Source organism: Collinsella aerofaciens (assembly GCF_039752955.1).
Classification (GTDB): Bacteria; Actinomycetota; Coriobacteriia; order Coriobacteriales; family Coriobacteriaceae; genus Collinsella; species Collinsella aerofaciens_BI.
The window spans coordinates 41,085-56,364 of the sequence record NZ_JBDMHB010000007.1 but is presented as its reverse complement, the minus strand read 5'-3'; the positions used below and the strand labels follow the sequence as shown (position 1 = coordinate 56,364).

The 15,280-nt window shown below is 61.9% G+C and carries 11 protein-coding genes; 2 read left to right on the top strand and 9 right to left on the bottom strand.

The window, feature by feature from the left end:
• The 8 genes from ABHR75_RS03185 to ABHR75_RS03150 all read right to left on the bottom strand — a co-directional run bounded on the left by ABHR75_RS03185 (position 1) and on the right by ABHR75_RS03150 (position 7,956).
• Complete coding sequence (locus ABHR75_RS03185) at positions 1-801, bottom strand: DUF4931 domain-containing protein (protein WP_346963610.1); 801 nt, start codon at positions 799-801, stop codon at positions 1-3.
• Between the two features lie 3 nt (positions 802-804).
• Positions 805-1,482, bottom strand: a complete 678-nt coding sequence (locus ABHR75_RS03180) for a copper homeostasis protein CutC (RefSeq protein ID WP_346963609.1) — start codon at positions 1,480-1,482, stop codon at positions 805-807.
• 175 nt (positions 1,483-1,657) lie between these two features.
• A complete protein-coding gene (locus tag ABHR75_RS03175; RefSeq protein WP_346963608.1) occupies positions 1,658-2,371 on the bottom strand; it encodes an ABC transporter ATP-binding protein in 714 nt (237 codons plus the stop codon).
• Positions 2,372-3,232, bottom strand: coding sequence for an ABC transporter ATP-binding protein (locus tag ABHR75_RS03170; protein ID WP_055310550.1), 861 nt, complete (start codon positions 3,230-3,232; stop codon positions 2,372-2,374).
• Complete coding sequence (locus ABHR75_RS03165; protein WP_117758808.1) at positions 3,222-4,301, bottom strand: branched-chain amino acid ABC transporter permease; 1,080 nt, start codon at positions 4,299-4,301, stop codon at positions 3,222-3,224. Before ABHR75_RS03165 ends, ABHR75_RS03170 begins: the two co-directional genes overlap by 11 nt.
• A 9-nt stretch (positions 4,302-4,310) precedes the next feature.
• Complete coding sequence (locus ABHR75_RS03160; RefSeq protein WP_035137220.1) at positions 4,311-5,192, bottom strand: branched-chain amino acid ABC transporter permease; 882 nt, start codon at positions 5,190-5,192, stop codon at positions 4,311-4,313.
• A gap of 139 nt (positions 5,193-5,331) precedes the next feature.
• Positions 5,332-6,519: an ABC transporter substrate-binding protein gene (locus ABHR75_RS03155; protein WP_346963607.1), complete on the bottom strand. Its 1,188-nt coding sequence runs from the start codon at positions 6,517-6,519 to the stop codon at positions 5,332-5,334.
• 270 nt (positions 6,520-6,789) lie between these two features.
• Positions 6,790-7,956: an ABC transporter substrate-binding protein gene (locus ABHR75_RS03150; protein WP_346963606.1), complete on the bottom strand. Its 1,167-nt coding sequence runs from the start codon at positions 7,954-7,956 to the stop codon at positions 6,790-6,792.
• 250 nt (positions 7,957-8,206) lie between these two features.
• Between ABHR75_RS03150 and ABHR75_RS03145 the strand changes: the two genes are divergently transcribed.
• Positions 8,207-9,550 carry a homoserine dehydrogenase gene (locus ABHR75_RS03145; protein WP_346963605.1) on the top strand — a complete coding sequence of 448 codons (1,344 nt, stop codon included), beginning with the start codon at positions 8,207-8,209 and terminating at the stop codon, positions 9,548-9,550.
• A gap of 209 nt (positions 9,551-9,759) precedes the next feature.
• On the opposite strand, the gene ABHR75_RS03140 is transcribed toward ABHR75_RS03145, so the two are convergent.
• Entirely contained in the window at positions 9,760-11,322 is a 1,563-nt protein-coding gene (locus ABHR75_RS03140) for a cation:proton antiporter domain-containing protein (RefSeq protein ID WP_346963604.1), read from the bottom strand.
• 184 nt (positions 11,323-11,506) lie between these two features.
• Between ABHR75_RS03140 and ABHR75_RS03135 the strand changes: the two genes are divergently transcribed.
• Positions 11,507-15,253, top strand: coding sequence for a phosphoribosylformylglycinamidine synthase (locus ABHR75_RS03135; protein ID WP_346963603.1), 3,747 nt, complete (start codon positions 11,507-11,509; stop codon positions 15,251-15,253).
• Positions 15,254-15,280 lie beyond the last annotated feature (27 nt).

The following is a 15,280-nucleotide window of genomic DNA, read 5'->3' as shown; positions in this document are numbered from 1 at the left end:
TTACGATGTGAGCGCCTCCAGATGTGCGCGGAGTCGCTCCGCATCGACATCGAGCGTGGTCTCAGCATTGACCTGGGCCAAACGATAGCCGACAAAGTAGGGCGAAACCACCCAACGCGGAAGCGCCTTGGCAATGGTCCGGCCGTCCATGTGGTAGAAGAACAAGTTGTACGACTCTGCGCGACCACCATGGTGCTCGTTCAGGATATAGTGCAGAGCTACCTGAATCGCATCGGCGAAGAGGTCCGTCTCGGCTTGGTCTCGCGCGCCATCGCTGGCGGCGATTCCCTGCGGGGCTGAAACGTTGACCTCAAAGAACCCCATGATCGGTTCGGTTGAGATGTCGACCGAGATTCTCCCTTGTTGCCAGACACTGATGCCTTCAAAGTTGGCTGAGGTCAGCGCCGCATAGCCGTCCTCCTGTTCCAAGCCCACAATCTGCATGTGTGGATGGACGAGGCTGCCGCCCGAAAGCGGGCCTTTGTTCTTGTACATGAGCACACTGCGGTACTGTTGGGAATCGATCATCTGCTGCCAACAGCCCAGGGCAAACCGCATCACATGATGCAGCTCATCCGGTTCATAGGTCACCAGGTCGGCGTCGTGATTGGCAGACTCGATCAATACGGTCTGACGTGTGGCCCGCAAGGTCTTGAACTTATTCTCGAGCCAGATGCAGTCACCATCGCGCTGGATGATGTTGGCAAGCCCCTCCGTGTCGCAAAAAGGGCACGCGGTGCCAGGGCGACGATTATCGTCGGGCTTGCCGCTCGCCTGCTGAACGTCAAATACCAGCGCCACGGGTTATACCTCCAGCGGTACGATCTTGGTGCCATGGAGCTCGGAGACGCCGAGCGCCGCCGCGACCGCGTCGCGATTTGCCGTAGTGATGCCGCCGCCGGGAAGGATGGTCAAACGATCGCCCGCATACTCGATTAAACGAGCCAGGTGATCGAAATTATCCTCGATCGACGTACCGGCCGCGCCGCCATGCGTGAGGATGCGCGTAACGCCGCAGTCGGCAAGTGTATCAATCGCATCGAGCTGAGCCTCGGGCGAGAGCTGGTCAAATGCCATGTGGAAGGTGATGTCAAGAGACTCGCGCTTGCACTCCTCGGTCGCGCAGCCCGTAGCCATCACGAGAGCGCCCAGCGTAAGCTCGTCGAGCGCCCAGCCGCCGGCACAGGGCTTGCAGCAGCCAAAGACCAGGCCGTCAACGCCGGCGCTCACGGCAAGGCCCAGGTCCATCTCCATCATGCGCAGCTCGTCTTGGTTGTAATGAAAGTCGCCACCCCGCGGACGAATCATGCACATCACTCGCGCGTCATGCTCGTGAGCGTAGCTGACCGTAGCGCTGATAACGCCAGCGGAAGGCGTGGTGCCACCGACGGCGAGGTTGTCACACAGCTCAATGCGCCCCGCACCGGCCTCGATGGCCGCCGGCACTCGCTCAAAGTTCTCGGCACAAAACTCGTACAGCATAGATAGACCCCCAAAGACAGCAGATGTTTTCCGACGGGCATTGTCACACATCCCCATGAAGTTGCGGTGGAATAGGGACTGTTTTGGCCTCTGGAGCCCGTATTCAGTCCCTATTTCACCGCAACTTAAAAAGGGGCGCTGACTGAGATAGTCAGCGCCCCTTTTGTTAGGTGGGTTAGCCTCCGAGGTAGGCTTTGCGGACGTTGTCGTCATGCAGGAGCTCTTGGCCGGTGCCGGTCATGGTGATCTTGCCGGTCTCGAGCACGTAGCCGCGCGTGGCGATGGAAAGAGCCATCTGCGCGTTTTGCTCGACCAGAAGCACCGTGGTGCCGGCCTTGTGCAGGTCCTCGACAATCTGGAAGATCTGTTCGATCAGAATCGGTGCCAGACCCATGGAAGGTTCGTCGAGCATAAGCAGTTTGGGGTTACTCATAAGGGCGCGCCCCATAACGAGCATCTGCTGCTCGCCGCCCGAAAGAGTGCCGGCGACCTGGCGACGGCGCTCCTTCAGGCGCGGAAACTGCTCGTAGACGCGCTCAAGGCCCGGAGCCACCGTTGACTTGGCCTGCGTATAGGCGCCCATCTCCAAGTTCTCCTCGACCGTCATCTGCAAAAAGGCGCGACGTCCCTCGGGTACCTGAGCCAGGCCCTTGCCAACCAGCTTGTCGGCGGGCGTATGGGTAATGTCCTCGCCCATAAACTTGATGGAGCCGGTCTTGGAGCGTAGCAGGCCCGAGACAGTCTTGAGCGTCGTGGACTTGCCGGCGCCGTTAGCGCCAATCAGGGCCACGATCTCGCCCTCGTTAACGTTAAAGGAGATGTCCTTGATGGCGTGGATGGCGCCGTACCAGACGTTGATGTTGTAGACGGAAAGCATCGGCTCTGCCATTTAGTTCTCCCCCTTATCCTGCTTGCCCAGATACGCCTCGATAACGGCATCGTTATTCTGGATTTCCTCTGCCGTGCCCTTGGCGATGACCTTGCCAAAGTTGAGCACGCAGATGCCCTCGCAGATGTTCATAACGAGCGACATATCATGCTCGATAAGCATGATGGCAATGCCAAAGGTGTCGCGAATCTTAACGATGTTCTCCATGAGCTCCGCGGTCTCGGACGGGTTCATGCCGGCAGCAGGCTCGTCGAGCAGCAGTAGCTTGGGGTTGGTAGCAAGCGCGCGGACGATCTCCAGACGACGCTGAGCGCCGTAAGGCAGCGATCCGGCCTGCTCGTTTGCCAGATGCTCCATATCAAAGATGGACAGCAGCTCCATGGCGCGCTCGTGAGCAGCCTTCTCGTGCTTCCAATACGTCGGCAGGCGCAGCACGCCCTCAAAGCCGGAGTAACGCTCCTGGTTATGCAGGCCGACCTTGACGTTATCCTCCACCGTCATGGTGTTGAATAGGCGAATGTTCTGGAAGGTACGGGCAATACCCATGCGGTTGACCTGGTAGACCGACTTGCCCGAGGTGTCCTCGCCGTCGAGCAGGATGGTGCCATGCGTGGGCTGGTACACCTTGGTGAGCAGGTTGAAGACCGTGGTCTTGCCGGCGCCGTTGGGACCGATCAGACCGGCGATCTCGGTCTTGCCGATAGTCAGGCTAAAGTCGTCGACTGCCTTAAGGCCACCGAACTCAATGCCCAGGTGGATGCACTCGAGTGCAGGGCGCTCGCCCAGGTCACGATCGGGAACGATGGCGCCAGAAGGATACGGGACCATCTTGCCCTTCTTGAACTCAAATTTACTGGGCATCGGCTGCCACCTCCTTCTTGGAAGCAAAGCGGTCCTTGACGCGACCGAAGAACGCCTTGAGCTGCGGGTTGTTGGTAAAGATCATGACCAGGATCAGCACGATGGCGTAGATGAGCATGCGGTAGTCCGAAAACTGACGGAGCAGCTCGGGAAGCACCGTGAGCAACGCCGCCGCGATGACGGAACCGCGCATGTTGCCCAGGCCGCCCAGGACCACGAACACCAGGATGAGAATGGACGTGTTGAAGTCGAACTTGGTGGCGGAGAGCTGCGAGAAGTTACCGCCGAAGAGAGCTCCGGCAGCACCGGCGAGGGCAGCGGAAACCACGAAGGCGATCATGCGGTACTCGGTGACGGAGATGCCTACGGACTCGGCTGCAATCTTGTTATCGCGCACGGCCATAATGGCACGGCCGGTACGGCTGCGAACCAGGTTGAGCACGATCACGAGTGCGACCATGACCAGGATGGCACCGGCGAGGAAGGTCGAGTACGTCGACACGCCCGAGGCACCCTGGGCGCCCTTGATGATGGCGGTGCCGTCCTCGAGCAGGTGCAGGTCGTCGATCGTAGAGTTGCCCGTGATGTTAAAGATCACGTGCAGGCCGCGGGAGTCGACGCCCACAATGAGGCAGGTGACGATCTCTTTGATGATCTCGCCAAAGGCCAGCGTCACGATAGCCAGGTAATCGCCGCTCAGGCGCAGGACCGGGATACCAATCAAGAAGCCCAAGATGGCAGCGGCGATGGCGCCGACCACGATACTGATGATAAGGCGCACCGGATCGGAGGGAACGGCGCTCTCCAGCGCGACCGCGGTGACGATGCCCGTGTAGGCACCGACACTCATAAAGCCCGCATGGCCCAGCGACAGGTCGCCCGCGATGCCGACGACGAGGTTGAGGGAAATGGCCATGACGATGTAGGCCGTGATGGGAACCAGCTGACCGGCGATCATGCGCGGAATCATATGGTTGGACTGCATAAAGAACACGATGGCGAAGGCCACGATACACATGGCGTACGTGACAAAGTCGTGACGCGTCTGCTTGTCTTTAAGAAACTTCATAACGCTCACCTACACCTTCTCGGGGACGTACTTGCCCAAGAGGCCGGCAGGCTTGACGAGCAGGACGATGATCAAAACACCAAAGACGATGGAGTTGGCAAGGCTCGTGGAAATGTAGGCCTGCGCCATCGCCTCGATGATGCCGATGAGAATGCCACCGACAAAGGCACCGGGGATGGAGCCGATGCCGCCGAAGACGGCGGCGTCGAAGGCCTTGATGCCAGGCATGGCACCCGTCGTGGGCTGCAGCACCGGCGAGTAGGAGCACAGGAGCACGCCGGCGATGGCGGCAAGCGCCGAGCCGATGGCAAACGTCATCGAGATGGTGCGGTTGACGTTGATGCCCATGAGCTGAGCGGCGGCCTTGTCCTCGGACACGGCGCGCATGGCCTTGCCCATCTTGGTCTTACCTGTAAAGAACATCAGGCCGGCCATGATAACCAGGCAGGCGACGATGGTGACGAGCGAGACGGCGCTTACGTTGAACTTGGCCAAGAACTCCGGCACCTGGAAGGTGACGAGCGAAGTGAAGTTCTTGGGCGTGGCGCCCCACAGAAGCTGCGCGGCGTTCTGCAGGAAGTAAGACACGCCGATAGCCGTGATCAGAACGGCCAGCGGGCCTGCTTGGCGCAGCGGCTTATAGGCCAGACCCTCGATGAGAACGCCGAGAACCGTGCAGACCACACAAGAAAGAATTACAGATACCCAGCCCGGGAGGCCGAGATACGACGTGGCGCAGAACGAGACATAGGCACCGACCATGATGACGTCGCCGTGAGCGAAGTTCAGCATCTTGGCGATACCGTAGACCATGGTGTAGCCCAACGCGATGATGGCGTAGACGCTGCCCATGGACAGGCCGTTGACCAGGTATTGGATAAAGACCGTCATGTTCCACATCCCCCTTTCGAATAGGTTTCCAGTTGATGTATGAAACAGGGACGTTACACTGTCCCTAGATACCAAGCAAGCAGGGAAGGCCAAAACCTCCCCTGCTTGGGATCAAAACCGCTCTATGTAAGGCGGCCAATTAGGCCTGTACGTACTTGCCATCGGTGATGACGTACGCCGTGGGCTCCTTCTGGACCTGGCCCTTGTCGTTCCAGGAGAGCTTGCCGGTCAGGCCGTCAACAGTAATGTTGCGCATAGCCTCGGGAAGCTTCTCGGCAACCTCGGTGGGATCGGCGTCGACACCCAAGCCGGCCTCCTTGAGAGCCTCGACCACAGCATGCACGCCGTCGTAGGCGTCGGCGGCAAACTGGTCGGGGGTATCGCCGTACTTATCTTTATAAGCGTTGACGAAGTCGGCGTTCTTCTCGTCGTCGGCGGAAAACGGGGTCATGAGCAGCAGACCCTCGGCAAGAGAGGTGTCGAAGCCCTCAACGCCCAGGATGCCATCCATGCCGTCGCAGCCCATCATCTTGACGTCGTAGCCCATGTCCTTGGCGTTCTTGAGCAGGACGGACGCCGGCGTGTAGTAGATCGGCGCAAAGATCATGGTGGCGCCTGCCTGCTTGGCCTTGGTCAGCTGGTTGGTAAAGCTCGTGGCGGAGTCGTCCTTAAAGGTCTCCTCGTCGACAATCTCAAGCTTAGACTTAGCGGCCTGGGCCTTAAAGGAATCTGCGATACCCGAAGAATAGGCGTCGCCGGAGTTATAGAACAGCACGAACTTCTCGTTCGCATACTTCTGCGCCAGGAACTTGGCAGCGTTGACACCTTGGTTGGGGTCGGTAAAGCAAACCTGGAAGACGCAATCCTTGCCCTTGGTAACGTCCTCGGAGGACGCGGACGGGGTAATCATGAACGTCTCGGGGTCGTTACCGCACTCAGCAGCAACGGCGACCGACGCACCCGTGGTGGTCGGACCGACAAGGGCCTGCATGCCCCAGTCGAGCAGGGTGTTGAAGGCGTTGACGGCCTTCTCGCCGTCAGCCTGGTCGTCCTCGGCCTTGCAGACAAGCGGCAGCTCCTTGGTCGAGAAATCCTTGCAGCCAAGCTCGACAGCCTGTGTAACGGACTTGCCGTAGGACGCGTTGGCACCGGTCAGCGGGCCGATGGTGCCGATCTTAAACGAAGCGTCGCCCGACGCGGAACCGCTGTCGCCGCCGTTGGAGGAGCAGCCAGCTAGAATGGACATCGCCCCCAGACCTGCTGCGCTCGCGATAACGCTCCTGCGATTCATAACAGGGTTCAATGACTTACCGGTGAGGCTCGACATGCGGCTCTCCTCTCAAATCTCGTCGGGTTTCGGTTACCCGACAGGCCATCCTTCGCCGTGTTCGGCGTTCGCAAAATACTAGACGCTTTAGTTAAGGAAAGTGGCGATTATTTCAACTTTTCTTTGGATTTGTTCATTTATCCATAATTCTGCGTATTCCTGTCGGTTTATGCAGTTTAGCCACTTTATTGTGTGAAAGTAATGTTTCCGTTCTGTTACAGGCGTCCTTGCCCTGAATAAAACGGCCCGCCGGTCTCGATGTATATGCACTTAGGCGGCGATGTACTTACCGTCCTGAATCACATAGGCCGTAGCAGGCTTTTCGACCTGACCTTCGTCATTCCACGTTAGCTCGCCGGTCAGGCCGTCGATCTTGATCTTGCGCATGGCCTTGGCAAGGTCGCCGGCAATGTCGGCGCCGTCGGCCGTAATGTCGATGTCTGCCTTGTCGATGGCCTCGGCGATGGCGTGGACGCAATCGTAGGCGTCGGCGGCAAACTGGTTAGGCGTCTCGTCGTAGACGTCCTTATATGCCTTGACGAAGTCGGCATTCTTCTCGTCGTCGGCAGAGAACGGGGTCATAAGCAGCACGCCCTCGGCAAGAGAGGTATCGAAGCCTTCCACAGAGAGCAGGCCGTCCATGCCGTCGGTACCCATGAGGGTCATGTCGTAGCCCATGTCCTTGGCGTTCTTGAGCAAAACGGACGCCGGCGTGTAGTAGATCGGCGCAAAGATGAGCGTGGCGCCGGCCTCCTTGGCCTTGGTGAGCTGGTTGGTAAAGCTCGTGGAGGAATCGTCCTTAAAGGTCTCGGTATCGACGATATCAAGTTTGGACTCCTTGGCCTGCTCGGCAAAGGCATCGGCAACACCCGAGCTGTACGTATCGCCGGAGTTGTAGAACAGGGCGATCTTGGCGTCCGCGTACTTCTCGGCCAAGAACTTCGCGGCGCTGGCGCCCATGGTGGGATCGGTGAAGCAAACCTGAAAGACCGTGGTCTTATCCTTGGTGACGTCGAGAGACGAGGCCGAGGGCGTGACCATGAGCATGTCGTCGGCGATCTCGCCCGAGACGGCGACGGCAGCACCGGTGGTGACCGGACCGACGAGCGCCTGCATGCCCCAGTCACACAGGGTATTGAAGGCGTTGATAGCCTTCTCGCCGTCAGCGACGTCATCCTCGGACTTAAGCGAGAGTTTGAGGTCCTTGGTCGAGAAATCCTTGGCGGCGAGCTTGGCACCCTTCTCGGCCGAAACGCCATAGGTTGCCGCGGCGCCGGTCAGAGGGCCGATGACACCGATCTTGAAGGTCTTGCCGTCATCGGCGGAGCCGCCGTCCGAGCCACCCGACGAGCAACCAGCGAGCGCCGCGGTGCCACCGAGCGCCGCGGCGCCAGCCAAGAAACTCCTGCGGTTAAGTACGTTGTTGATGCTAAACATGGTGTCCCCCTTTTCGCTGGCCGCGGTGCGGCCGTCTTGCGGTACAGGGCAAACCTTATGGTGCAAACGTTGACAGTTTGTTACGGAGTTCCGTTTGTAGCGAGCATGTTTCCAATGTTTCCGCAGCGTTTCGGGGGTGCCGTTTTGTGCGACTCCTGTTGCCTGGCGAGCACGCGCCCTCGGTTCACGCTAGAATGCACTCAACCTTTAAGCGGTTAATCCATCCATAAGATGCACGAAGGAGCTATCTATGAGCGAACCCCTGCGCACCGTGAACGTCGGCCTCATCGGTCTTGGAACCGTCGGCGGCGGCGTGGCCCGTCTGATCAAGAGCCACCACGATGAGTACCTGGCCGCCTACGGCATCGACCTTAAGCTGACCCGCGCCTGCGCGCTTGCCTGGGAGCAGGCCGAAGCTGCCGGTATTGAGCGCGAGGCCTTTACGAGCGACTGGCACGACGTCGTCACCGACCCCGCCGTCGATATCGTCGTCGAGCTCATCGGCGGCGAGCACCCCGCGACCGAAATCTTCACCACCGCCTTCGAGAACGGCAAGCACGTCGTCTCTGCCAACAAGGCCCTGCTGGGCCGTCATGTCGAGACGCTCGCCGAGAAGGCGCGCGCGTGCGGCGTGCAGATTAAGTGCGAGGCCAGCTGCGGCGGTGGCATCCCCATTGTCAGCACGCTCGAGCACGACCTGGTGGGCAACAAGATCCTGACCATCGCTGGCATTCTCAACGGCACCACCAACTACATCCTGTCGCGCATGGACGCCGAGGGCGCCGATTACGCTGACGTGCTCGCCGACGCCCAGGCAAAGGGCTATGCCGAGGCCGACCCGTCCGCCGACGTCGACGGCTTCGATGCCGCCAGCAAGACGGCAATCCTCGCCTCCATCGGTTTTGGCACCCGCGTTACCACCGACGATGTGTACCAGCAGGGTATCCGTACCATCGGCGCCGAGGACATCGCCCAGGCCCGCGAGCTCGGCTACACCATTAAGCTGCTCGGCATCGCCCGCAATACCGACGCCGGCGTCGACGTCCGCGTGCATCCCACGCTGATCCCCGCCGACCACATGCTTGCCAAGGTCAACGGCGCCATGAACGCTGTCTACGTGGTAGGCGACGCCGTGGGCGAGACCATGTTCTACGGTGCCGGCGCAGGCTCCTTCCCCACCGCGAGCGCCGTCGTGGGCGACATCCTGTCGCTCTCCGAGCAGATCAGCCGCGGCGTGGCTCCGCTGCCCGAGATTGAGCCCTATGGTCACAACCTCGCCTTTAAGCCCATGGACGAGCTCCAGACCAAGTATTATGTGCGCCTGAAGGTCGCCGACCGCGTGGGCGCCCTGTCCGAGACGGTCGACATCTTTGCCAAGCACAACATCTCGATCTCGCTCATCAACCAGGTCGAGGACGGCAAGTCGGGCGTCAACGATGCCTGCTCGGTCATCTTCCTGACGCATCGCGCGCTCGAGAAGGACGTCCAGGCTGCCGCAGCCGAGCTTGCCAGCGTCGGCTGTGTGGCCGAGGTCGCCAACGTCCTGCGCATCGAGGACGTTGAGGCTTGGACCGAAGGCGTCATGGCCAACTAGTCCACTACTTCGAACCTCAACGAGGCCCAACGCAAAAGGCGCGCTGTCTGCATCAACCGCAGGCAGCGCGCCTTGTTCTGCTTGCAGGGGAAGCTGCGTCCCGGTATTTCAGCTCAGAACGGGGCGCAGTTTCCCTCAGGGCCTTCTTTCAGAAACTATGTCCCACTCTGGACGCGGATTCTGGGATGCATTTTCCGCGACGGCGTTGGCTACCTGCCGTCGTCGTCCTGGGCTTCATCGCGCGCATAGAGCTCCAACATGCGGCGGCGGTATTCGCGCACGGCGAGCTTGGCGCGCTCCAGGCGGCGACGCTCGCGCGGAGTCAGCTCGGACGGGTCGACCTCGTCTCCATAGGTCTTATCGGCAAGCAGGTGCGCAGCGTCCACGATGCGGGCATCGATGTGGCCGCTCGCCGCCTCGGCGGAAAGACGCTCGGCAATCGTATCGAGCGTAGGCAGGCCTTCGAATACGCGACCATGGCCATGCGAAGTCAGCAGCTCATGCTCGCGCGCGAGCAAGCTCGCTAGGTCGTGGTGGGCGCGCAGGATGTCGAGCGCATCGGATGGATGCTCGGCAACCTCTGCCACGGCGGCGACCGGTGCGGCATCCACCACGCGGTAGAAAAGCTGCGCGAGCAGCGGCATCAAGAACACCGTGATGGCACCGGCGGCAACCATGACCGACGCAATATCTTGCGACAGCGCGCCCGCGTTGACGGCAACGCTCGTAACGGCAACGATGATCGGCAGCGCCGTGGTGCAGTACAGGGCCACGGTAATGCGACCATACGCCGACACATCGCGCGTCGCAGGACAAATGCTCATAGAGATGAGAATGGGCACGGCACGAATAATCAACAACGCCACGATAAAGCCCACGAGCAGACCCGGGCGCGACGCCACGGCCGTCAGATCGATCTTTGCGCCCGATACGGTAAAGAATACCGGAATCAAAAAGCCGTAGGCCAGGCCATCGAGCTTGGTCTCGAGCGTATGGTTGCCCTCGGGGATGATGTAGCGCAAGACAAAGCCGGCGGCAAAAGAACCCAACACGATGTCGAGATCAAAGACGGCCGAGAACGCCACGAGCGTGACCAAGATGAGCACCGTCAGGCGCACGAAGGTCTGCGACGTGGTATCGGCGCGTTCCTCGACAAACGCAAAGAAGCGGCTGCCGACGCGCTTGGAGCGGCTTGGGACCACGGCCAGCAACACGCAGACCACCGCAAACAAGCCAAGGATTACAAGCGTCTGGATGCCGGTGCGGGCAGACAGCAGCACCGACATGGCGAGCACGGGGCCGAGCTCACCCCAGGTGCCATACGCAAGAATCGAGTCGCCCACGCGCGTGCCGGTGAGCGAGCGCTCACGCATGATGGGCACGAGCGTGCCGAGCGCCGTCGAAGTGAGAGCAAGCGTCACAGCGATACCGTCGAAATGGCTGACCGAGAACCACGGAGTAAAGCGCACGGCAAGCCAGGCGATACCAAACGTGACGACCCACGTCGCCAAGCCGTAGCGCCCCTCGACGCCCGTGATGCTCTTGGGGTCGATCTCAAAGCCGGCGAGCAGGAACAAAAAGGCCAGACCGAGCTCGGACACAAGCGAGACCTCGGCATCTACATGGATAATGTCGAGCATATGGGGTCCCAGCACCGCGCCGAACACGAGCAAAAAGACCGTTTCGGGAATGGGTTTTCCGGGAATCGCCGAGGCGATGAAGGGGCTTGCAAAGGCCACGAGCGCGATGATGGCGAGTGAAACGAATGCCATGTGATGCCTTTCTCTTGTTTGCGCTTCACTGTAGCACCCTCGCCGTCCTCAACGCGCCGCGAGCTGTCGTATCATAGTGAGGTTTACAAACATGTGGCTCAAGGCGACCGCAGGGCAGACCCCGCAAACCGACCGCTGCCGCATACCGTACCGTACGCCCAACCGATCAGGAAGGCAGGAACCAATGGTCTCTCGTATCTACGTGGAGAAGAAACCCGGGTTCGACGTCGAGGCTCAGCAGCTCAAGGGCGAGCTGACTGAGATTCTCGGCATCAAGGGCATCGAGGCCCTGAGGATCATCAACCGCTACGACGTCGAGGGCATCGACGAGGAGCTTTTCCCCTCCTGCGTGCCGACCGTCTTTAGCGAGCCCCAGGTCGATGTGACCTACGACGAGCTCCCCGCAAGCGATGGCGCCGTCTTTGCCGTCGAATTCCTGCCTGGCCAGTTTGACCAGCGCGCCGACTCCGCCAGCGAGTGCGTGCAGCTCATCAGCCAGGGCGAGCGCCCCGCCGTGCGCTCCGCCAAGGTCTATATGATCTCGGGCGCTCTGGACGAAGCCGCCATCGATGCCATCAAGCACTACGTGGTGAACCCCGTCGAGGCGCGCATCGCCTCGCTCGACCTGCCCGAGACGCTGTACATGGAGACCCCCGAGCCCCAGCCCGTCGAGGTGCTCGACGGCTTCCGCGAGCTCGACGAGGCCGGCCTTGCCGCCTTTATTTCCGAGCGCGGCCTTGCCATGGACGAGGCGGACATCGCCTTCTGCCAGCAGTACTTCCGCGATGAGGACCGCGACCCCACCATCACCGAGATCCGCGTGATCGACACCTACTGGTCCGATCACTGCCGCCACACCACCTTCGGCACCGTCCTGGATGACGTGACGATCGACGACGCCGTGGTGCAGCAGGCCTTCGACCGCTACATGGAGATGCGCCATGAGCTCGGTCGCGACGCCAAGCCCGTCTGCCTCATGGACATGGGCACCATCGGCGCCAAGTACCTTAAGAAGACCGGCGTCATGACCGATGTCGACGAGTCCGAGGAGATCAACGCCTGCACCGTCAAGGTGAAGGTCGATGTCGACGGCGAGGACCAGGACTGGCTGTTCCTGTTTAAGAACGAGACCCACAACCACCCGACCGAGATCGAGCCCTTCGGCGGTGCCGCCACCTGCGTGGGCGGCGCCATCCGCGACCCGCTCTCGGGCCGCAGCTACGTGTACCAGGCCATGCGTGTCACCGGCGCCGGCGACCCCACCGTCCCCGTGTCCGAGACCCTCGAGGGCAAGCTGCCGCAGCGCAAGCTCGTGACCACCGCTGCCGCCGGCTACTCCAGCTACGGCAACCAGATCGGCCTTGCCACCGGCCAGGTCAACGAGCTCTATCACCCCGGCTACGTGGCCAAGCGCATGGAGGTCGGCGCCGTCGTGGGCGCTACCCCGGCAAACCACGTGCGCCGCGAGTGCCCCGCCCCCACCGACAAGATCATCCTGCTGGGCGGCCGCACCGGCCGTGACGGCATCGGCGGCGCCACCGGCTCCTCCAAGACCCAGAACACCGAGTCCATCGAGACCTCGGGCGCCGAGGTCCAGAAGGGCAACGCTCCGGTCGAGCGCAAGCTGCAGCGCCTCTTCCGCCGCGGCGATGCCTGCCGTCTGATCAAGCGCTGCAACGACTTTGGCGCCGGCGGCGTCTCGGTCGCCGTGGGTGAGCTTGCCGACGGCCTGTATGTCGACCTGGACACCGTGACCAAGAAGTACGACGGCCTGGACGGCACAGAGCTCGCCATCTCCGAGTCCCAGGAGCGTATGGCCTGCGCCGTCGCCGACGGTGACGTCGAGGAGTTCATGGGCTACGCCGCCGAGGAGAACCTGGAGGCGACCGTTATCGCCGAGGTTACCGCCGAGCCGCGCATGCGTATGGCCTGGAACGGTGTCGCCATCGTCGACCTATCCCGCGAGTTCCTCAACTCTAACGGTGCGCCCAAGCACCAGGTCGCCCACGTGTGCGCCCGCAGCGTGTGGCAGCCCAGCTGGGCCGGCACCACGCTTGCCGAGCGCATGACCTCGCTTGTCACCGACCTCAACGTCGCCTCCAACAAGGGCCTTTCCGAGCGCTTCGACTCCACCATCGGTGCCGCGACCGTGCTCATGCCCTTTGGCGGCAAGACGCAGCTCACTCCGAGCTCTGCCATGGTCGCCAAGTTCCCCGTGGACGGCGAGACCACTACGGCGAGCGCCATGGCATGGGGCTTCAACCCCTACCTGATGGAAGCCGACCAGTTTGCAGGCGCCTACCTGTCCGTGGTCGAGTCCATCGCCAAGCTCGTGGCCGCCGGCTTTGAGCACAAGCGCGCCTATCTCTCCTTCCAGGAGTACTTCGAGCGCCTGCGCACCGAGGCCGAGCGCTGGGGCAAGCCCATGGCAGCAGTACTCGGCGCCCTCATGGCTCAGGTCGACCTGGGCGCCGGCGCCATCGGCGGCAAGGATTCCATGAGCGGCTCGTTTGAGGACGAGGCCGGCGAGCTCAACGTTCCGCCGACCCTGATCAGCTTCGCTGTGGCCGTGGGCAAGGCGGCCCGCGCCGTCTCCCCCGAGTTCAAGGGCCTGACGCACCGCGTCGTCCGTATCGCCCCCGCCACCTACGGCGAGGATTACCGTCCCGACGCCCAGCAGCTGCTCGCAGCGTTCGACGCCGTCGAGGCGCTTACCGCTACCGGTGACGCCCTAGCCATCTCCACGCCCGGCTACGGCTGCGGCGCCGAGAGCCTCTTTAAGATGTGCGTCGGCAACCAGATCGGTATCGAGCTTGCCGAGGATGTGGACGTGGAGAGCCTCTTCGCCCCGCTCTACGGCAGCTTTATCGTCGAGCTCGCTGAGGACGCCGAGCTGCCCGAGGTCGCCGACGGCGTTGTCGTCGAGCCCCTGGGTACCACCGTCGAGGGTTATGTCATCGATACCGGCTCCGAGGTCATCGAGCTCTCCGAGCTCCAGGAGGCCTGGGAGAGCGGCATCGAGGGCGTCTTTGCCTACCGCAGCGCCGGCGAGACCGCCGAGGTCGAGACCATCGACTTCCGCACCAAGGATATCCATGTGTACGGTGGCGCCAAGATCGCCCGCCCGCGCGTGGTCATCCCCGTTTTCCCCGGCAACAACTGCGAGTACGACAGCGCCCGCGCCTTCCGCGCTGCCGGCGCCGAGGCCGACACCTTCGTGATCAACAACCTCACGCCCGAGGCCGTCGCCGAGAGCACCCATGAGCTCGCCCGCCGCATCCGTGCAAGCCAGATCGTCATGATCCCCGGCGGCTTCTCGGGCGGTGACGAGCCCGACGGCTCCGCCAAGTTCATCACGGCGTTCTTCCGCGCTCCCGAGGTCACCGAGGCCGTCCGCGACCTGCTCAAGGCCCGCGATGGCCTGATGCTGGGCATATGCAATGGCTTCCAGGCGCTGGTCAAGCTCGGTCTGGTGCCCTACGGTGATATCGTCGACGCCACGCCCGATGCGCCCACGCTGACGTTCAACACCATCGGCCGCCACCAGAGCCGCCTGGTGCGCACCCGTATCTCGTCCAACCTGTCCCCGTGGCTGTCTCAGTGCAGCCTCGACGACCCCTACACCGTCGCCATCAGCCACGGCGAGGGCCGCTTTGTCGCCAACGACGAGGTGCTCGCCCAGCTCATCGCCAACGGCCAGGTCGCCACGCAGTACGTGGGCGAGGACGGCAAGCCCAGCATGGATCTTTCCGTCAACCCCAACGGCTCCGCACTGGCCATCGAGGGTATCACGAGCCCCGACGGCCGCGTCCTGGGCAAGATGGGCCACGCCGAGCGTCGCGGCGACAACCTGTACCGCAACGTGCCCGAGCATGTCCCCGGCGATAAGTTCATGCCCATCTTTGAGAGTGGCGTAGCCTACTTCGCCTAAACCTTTCCCATCGGGTACAATCCCTTC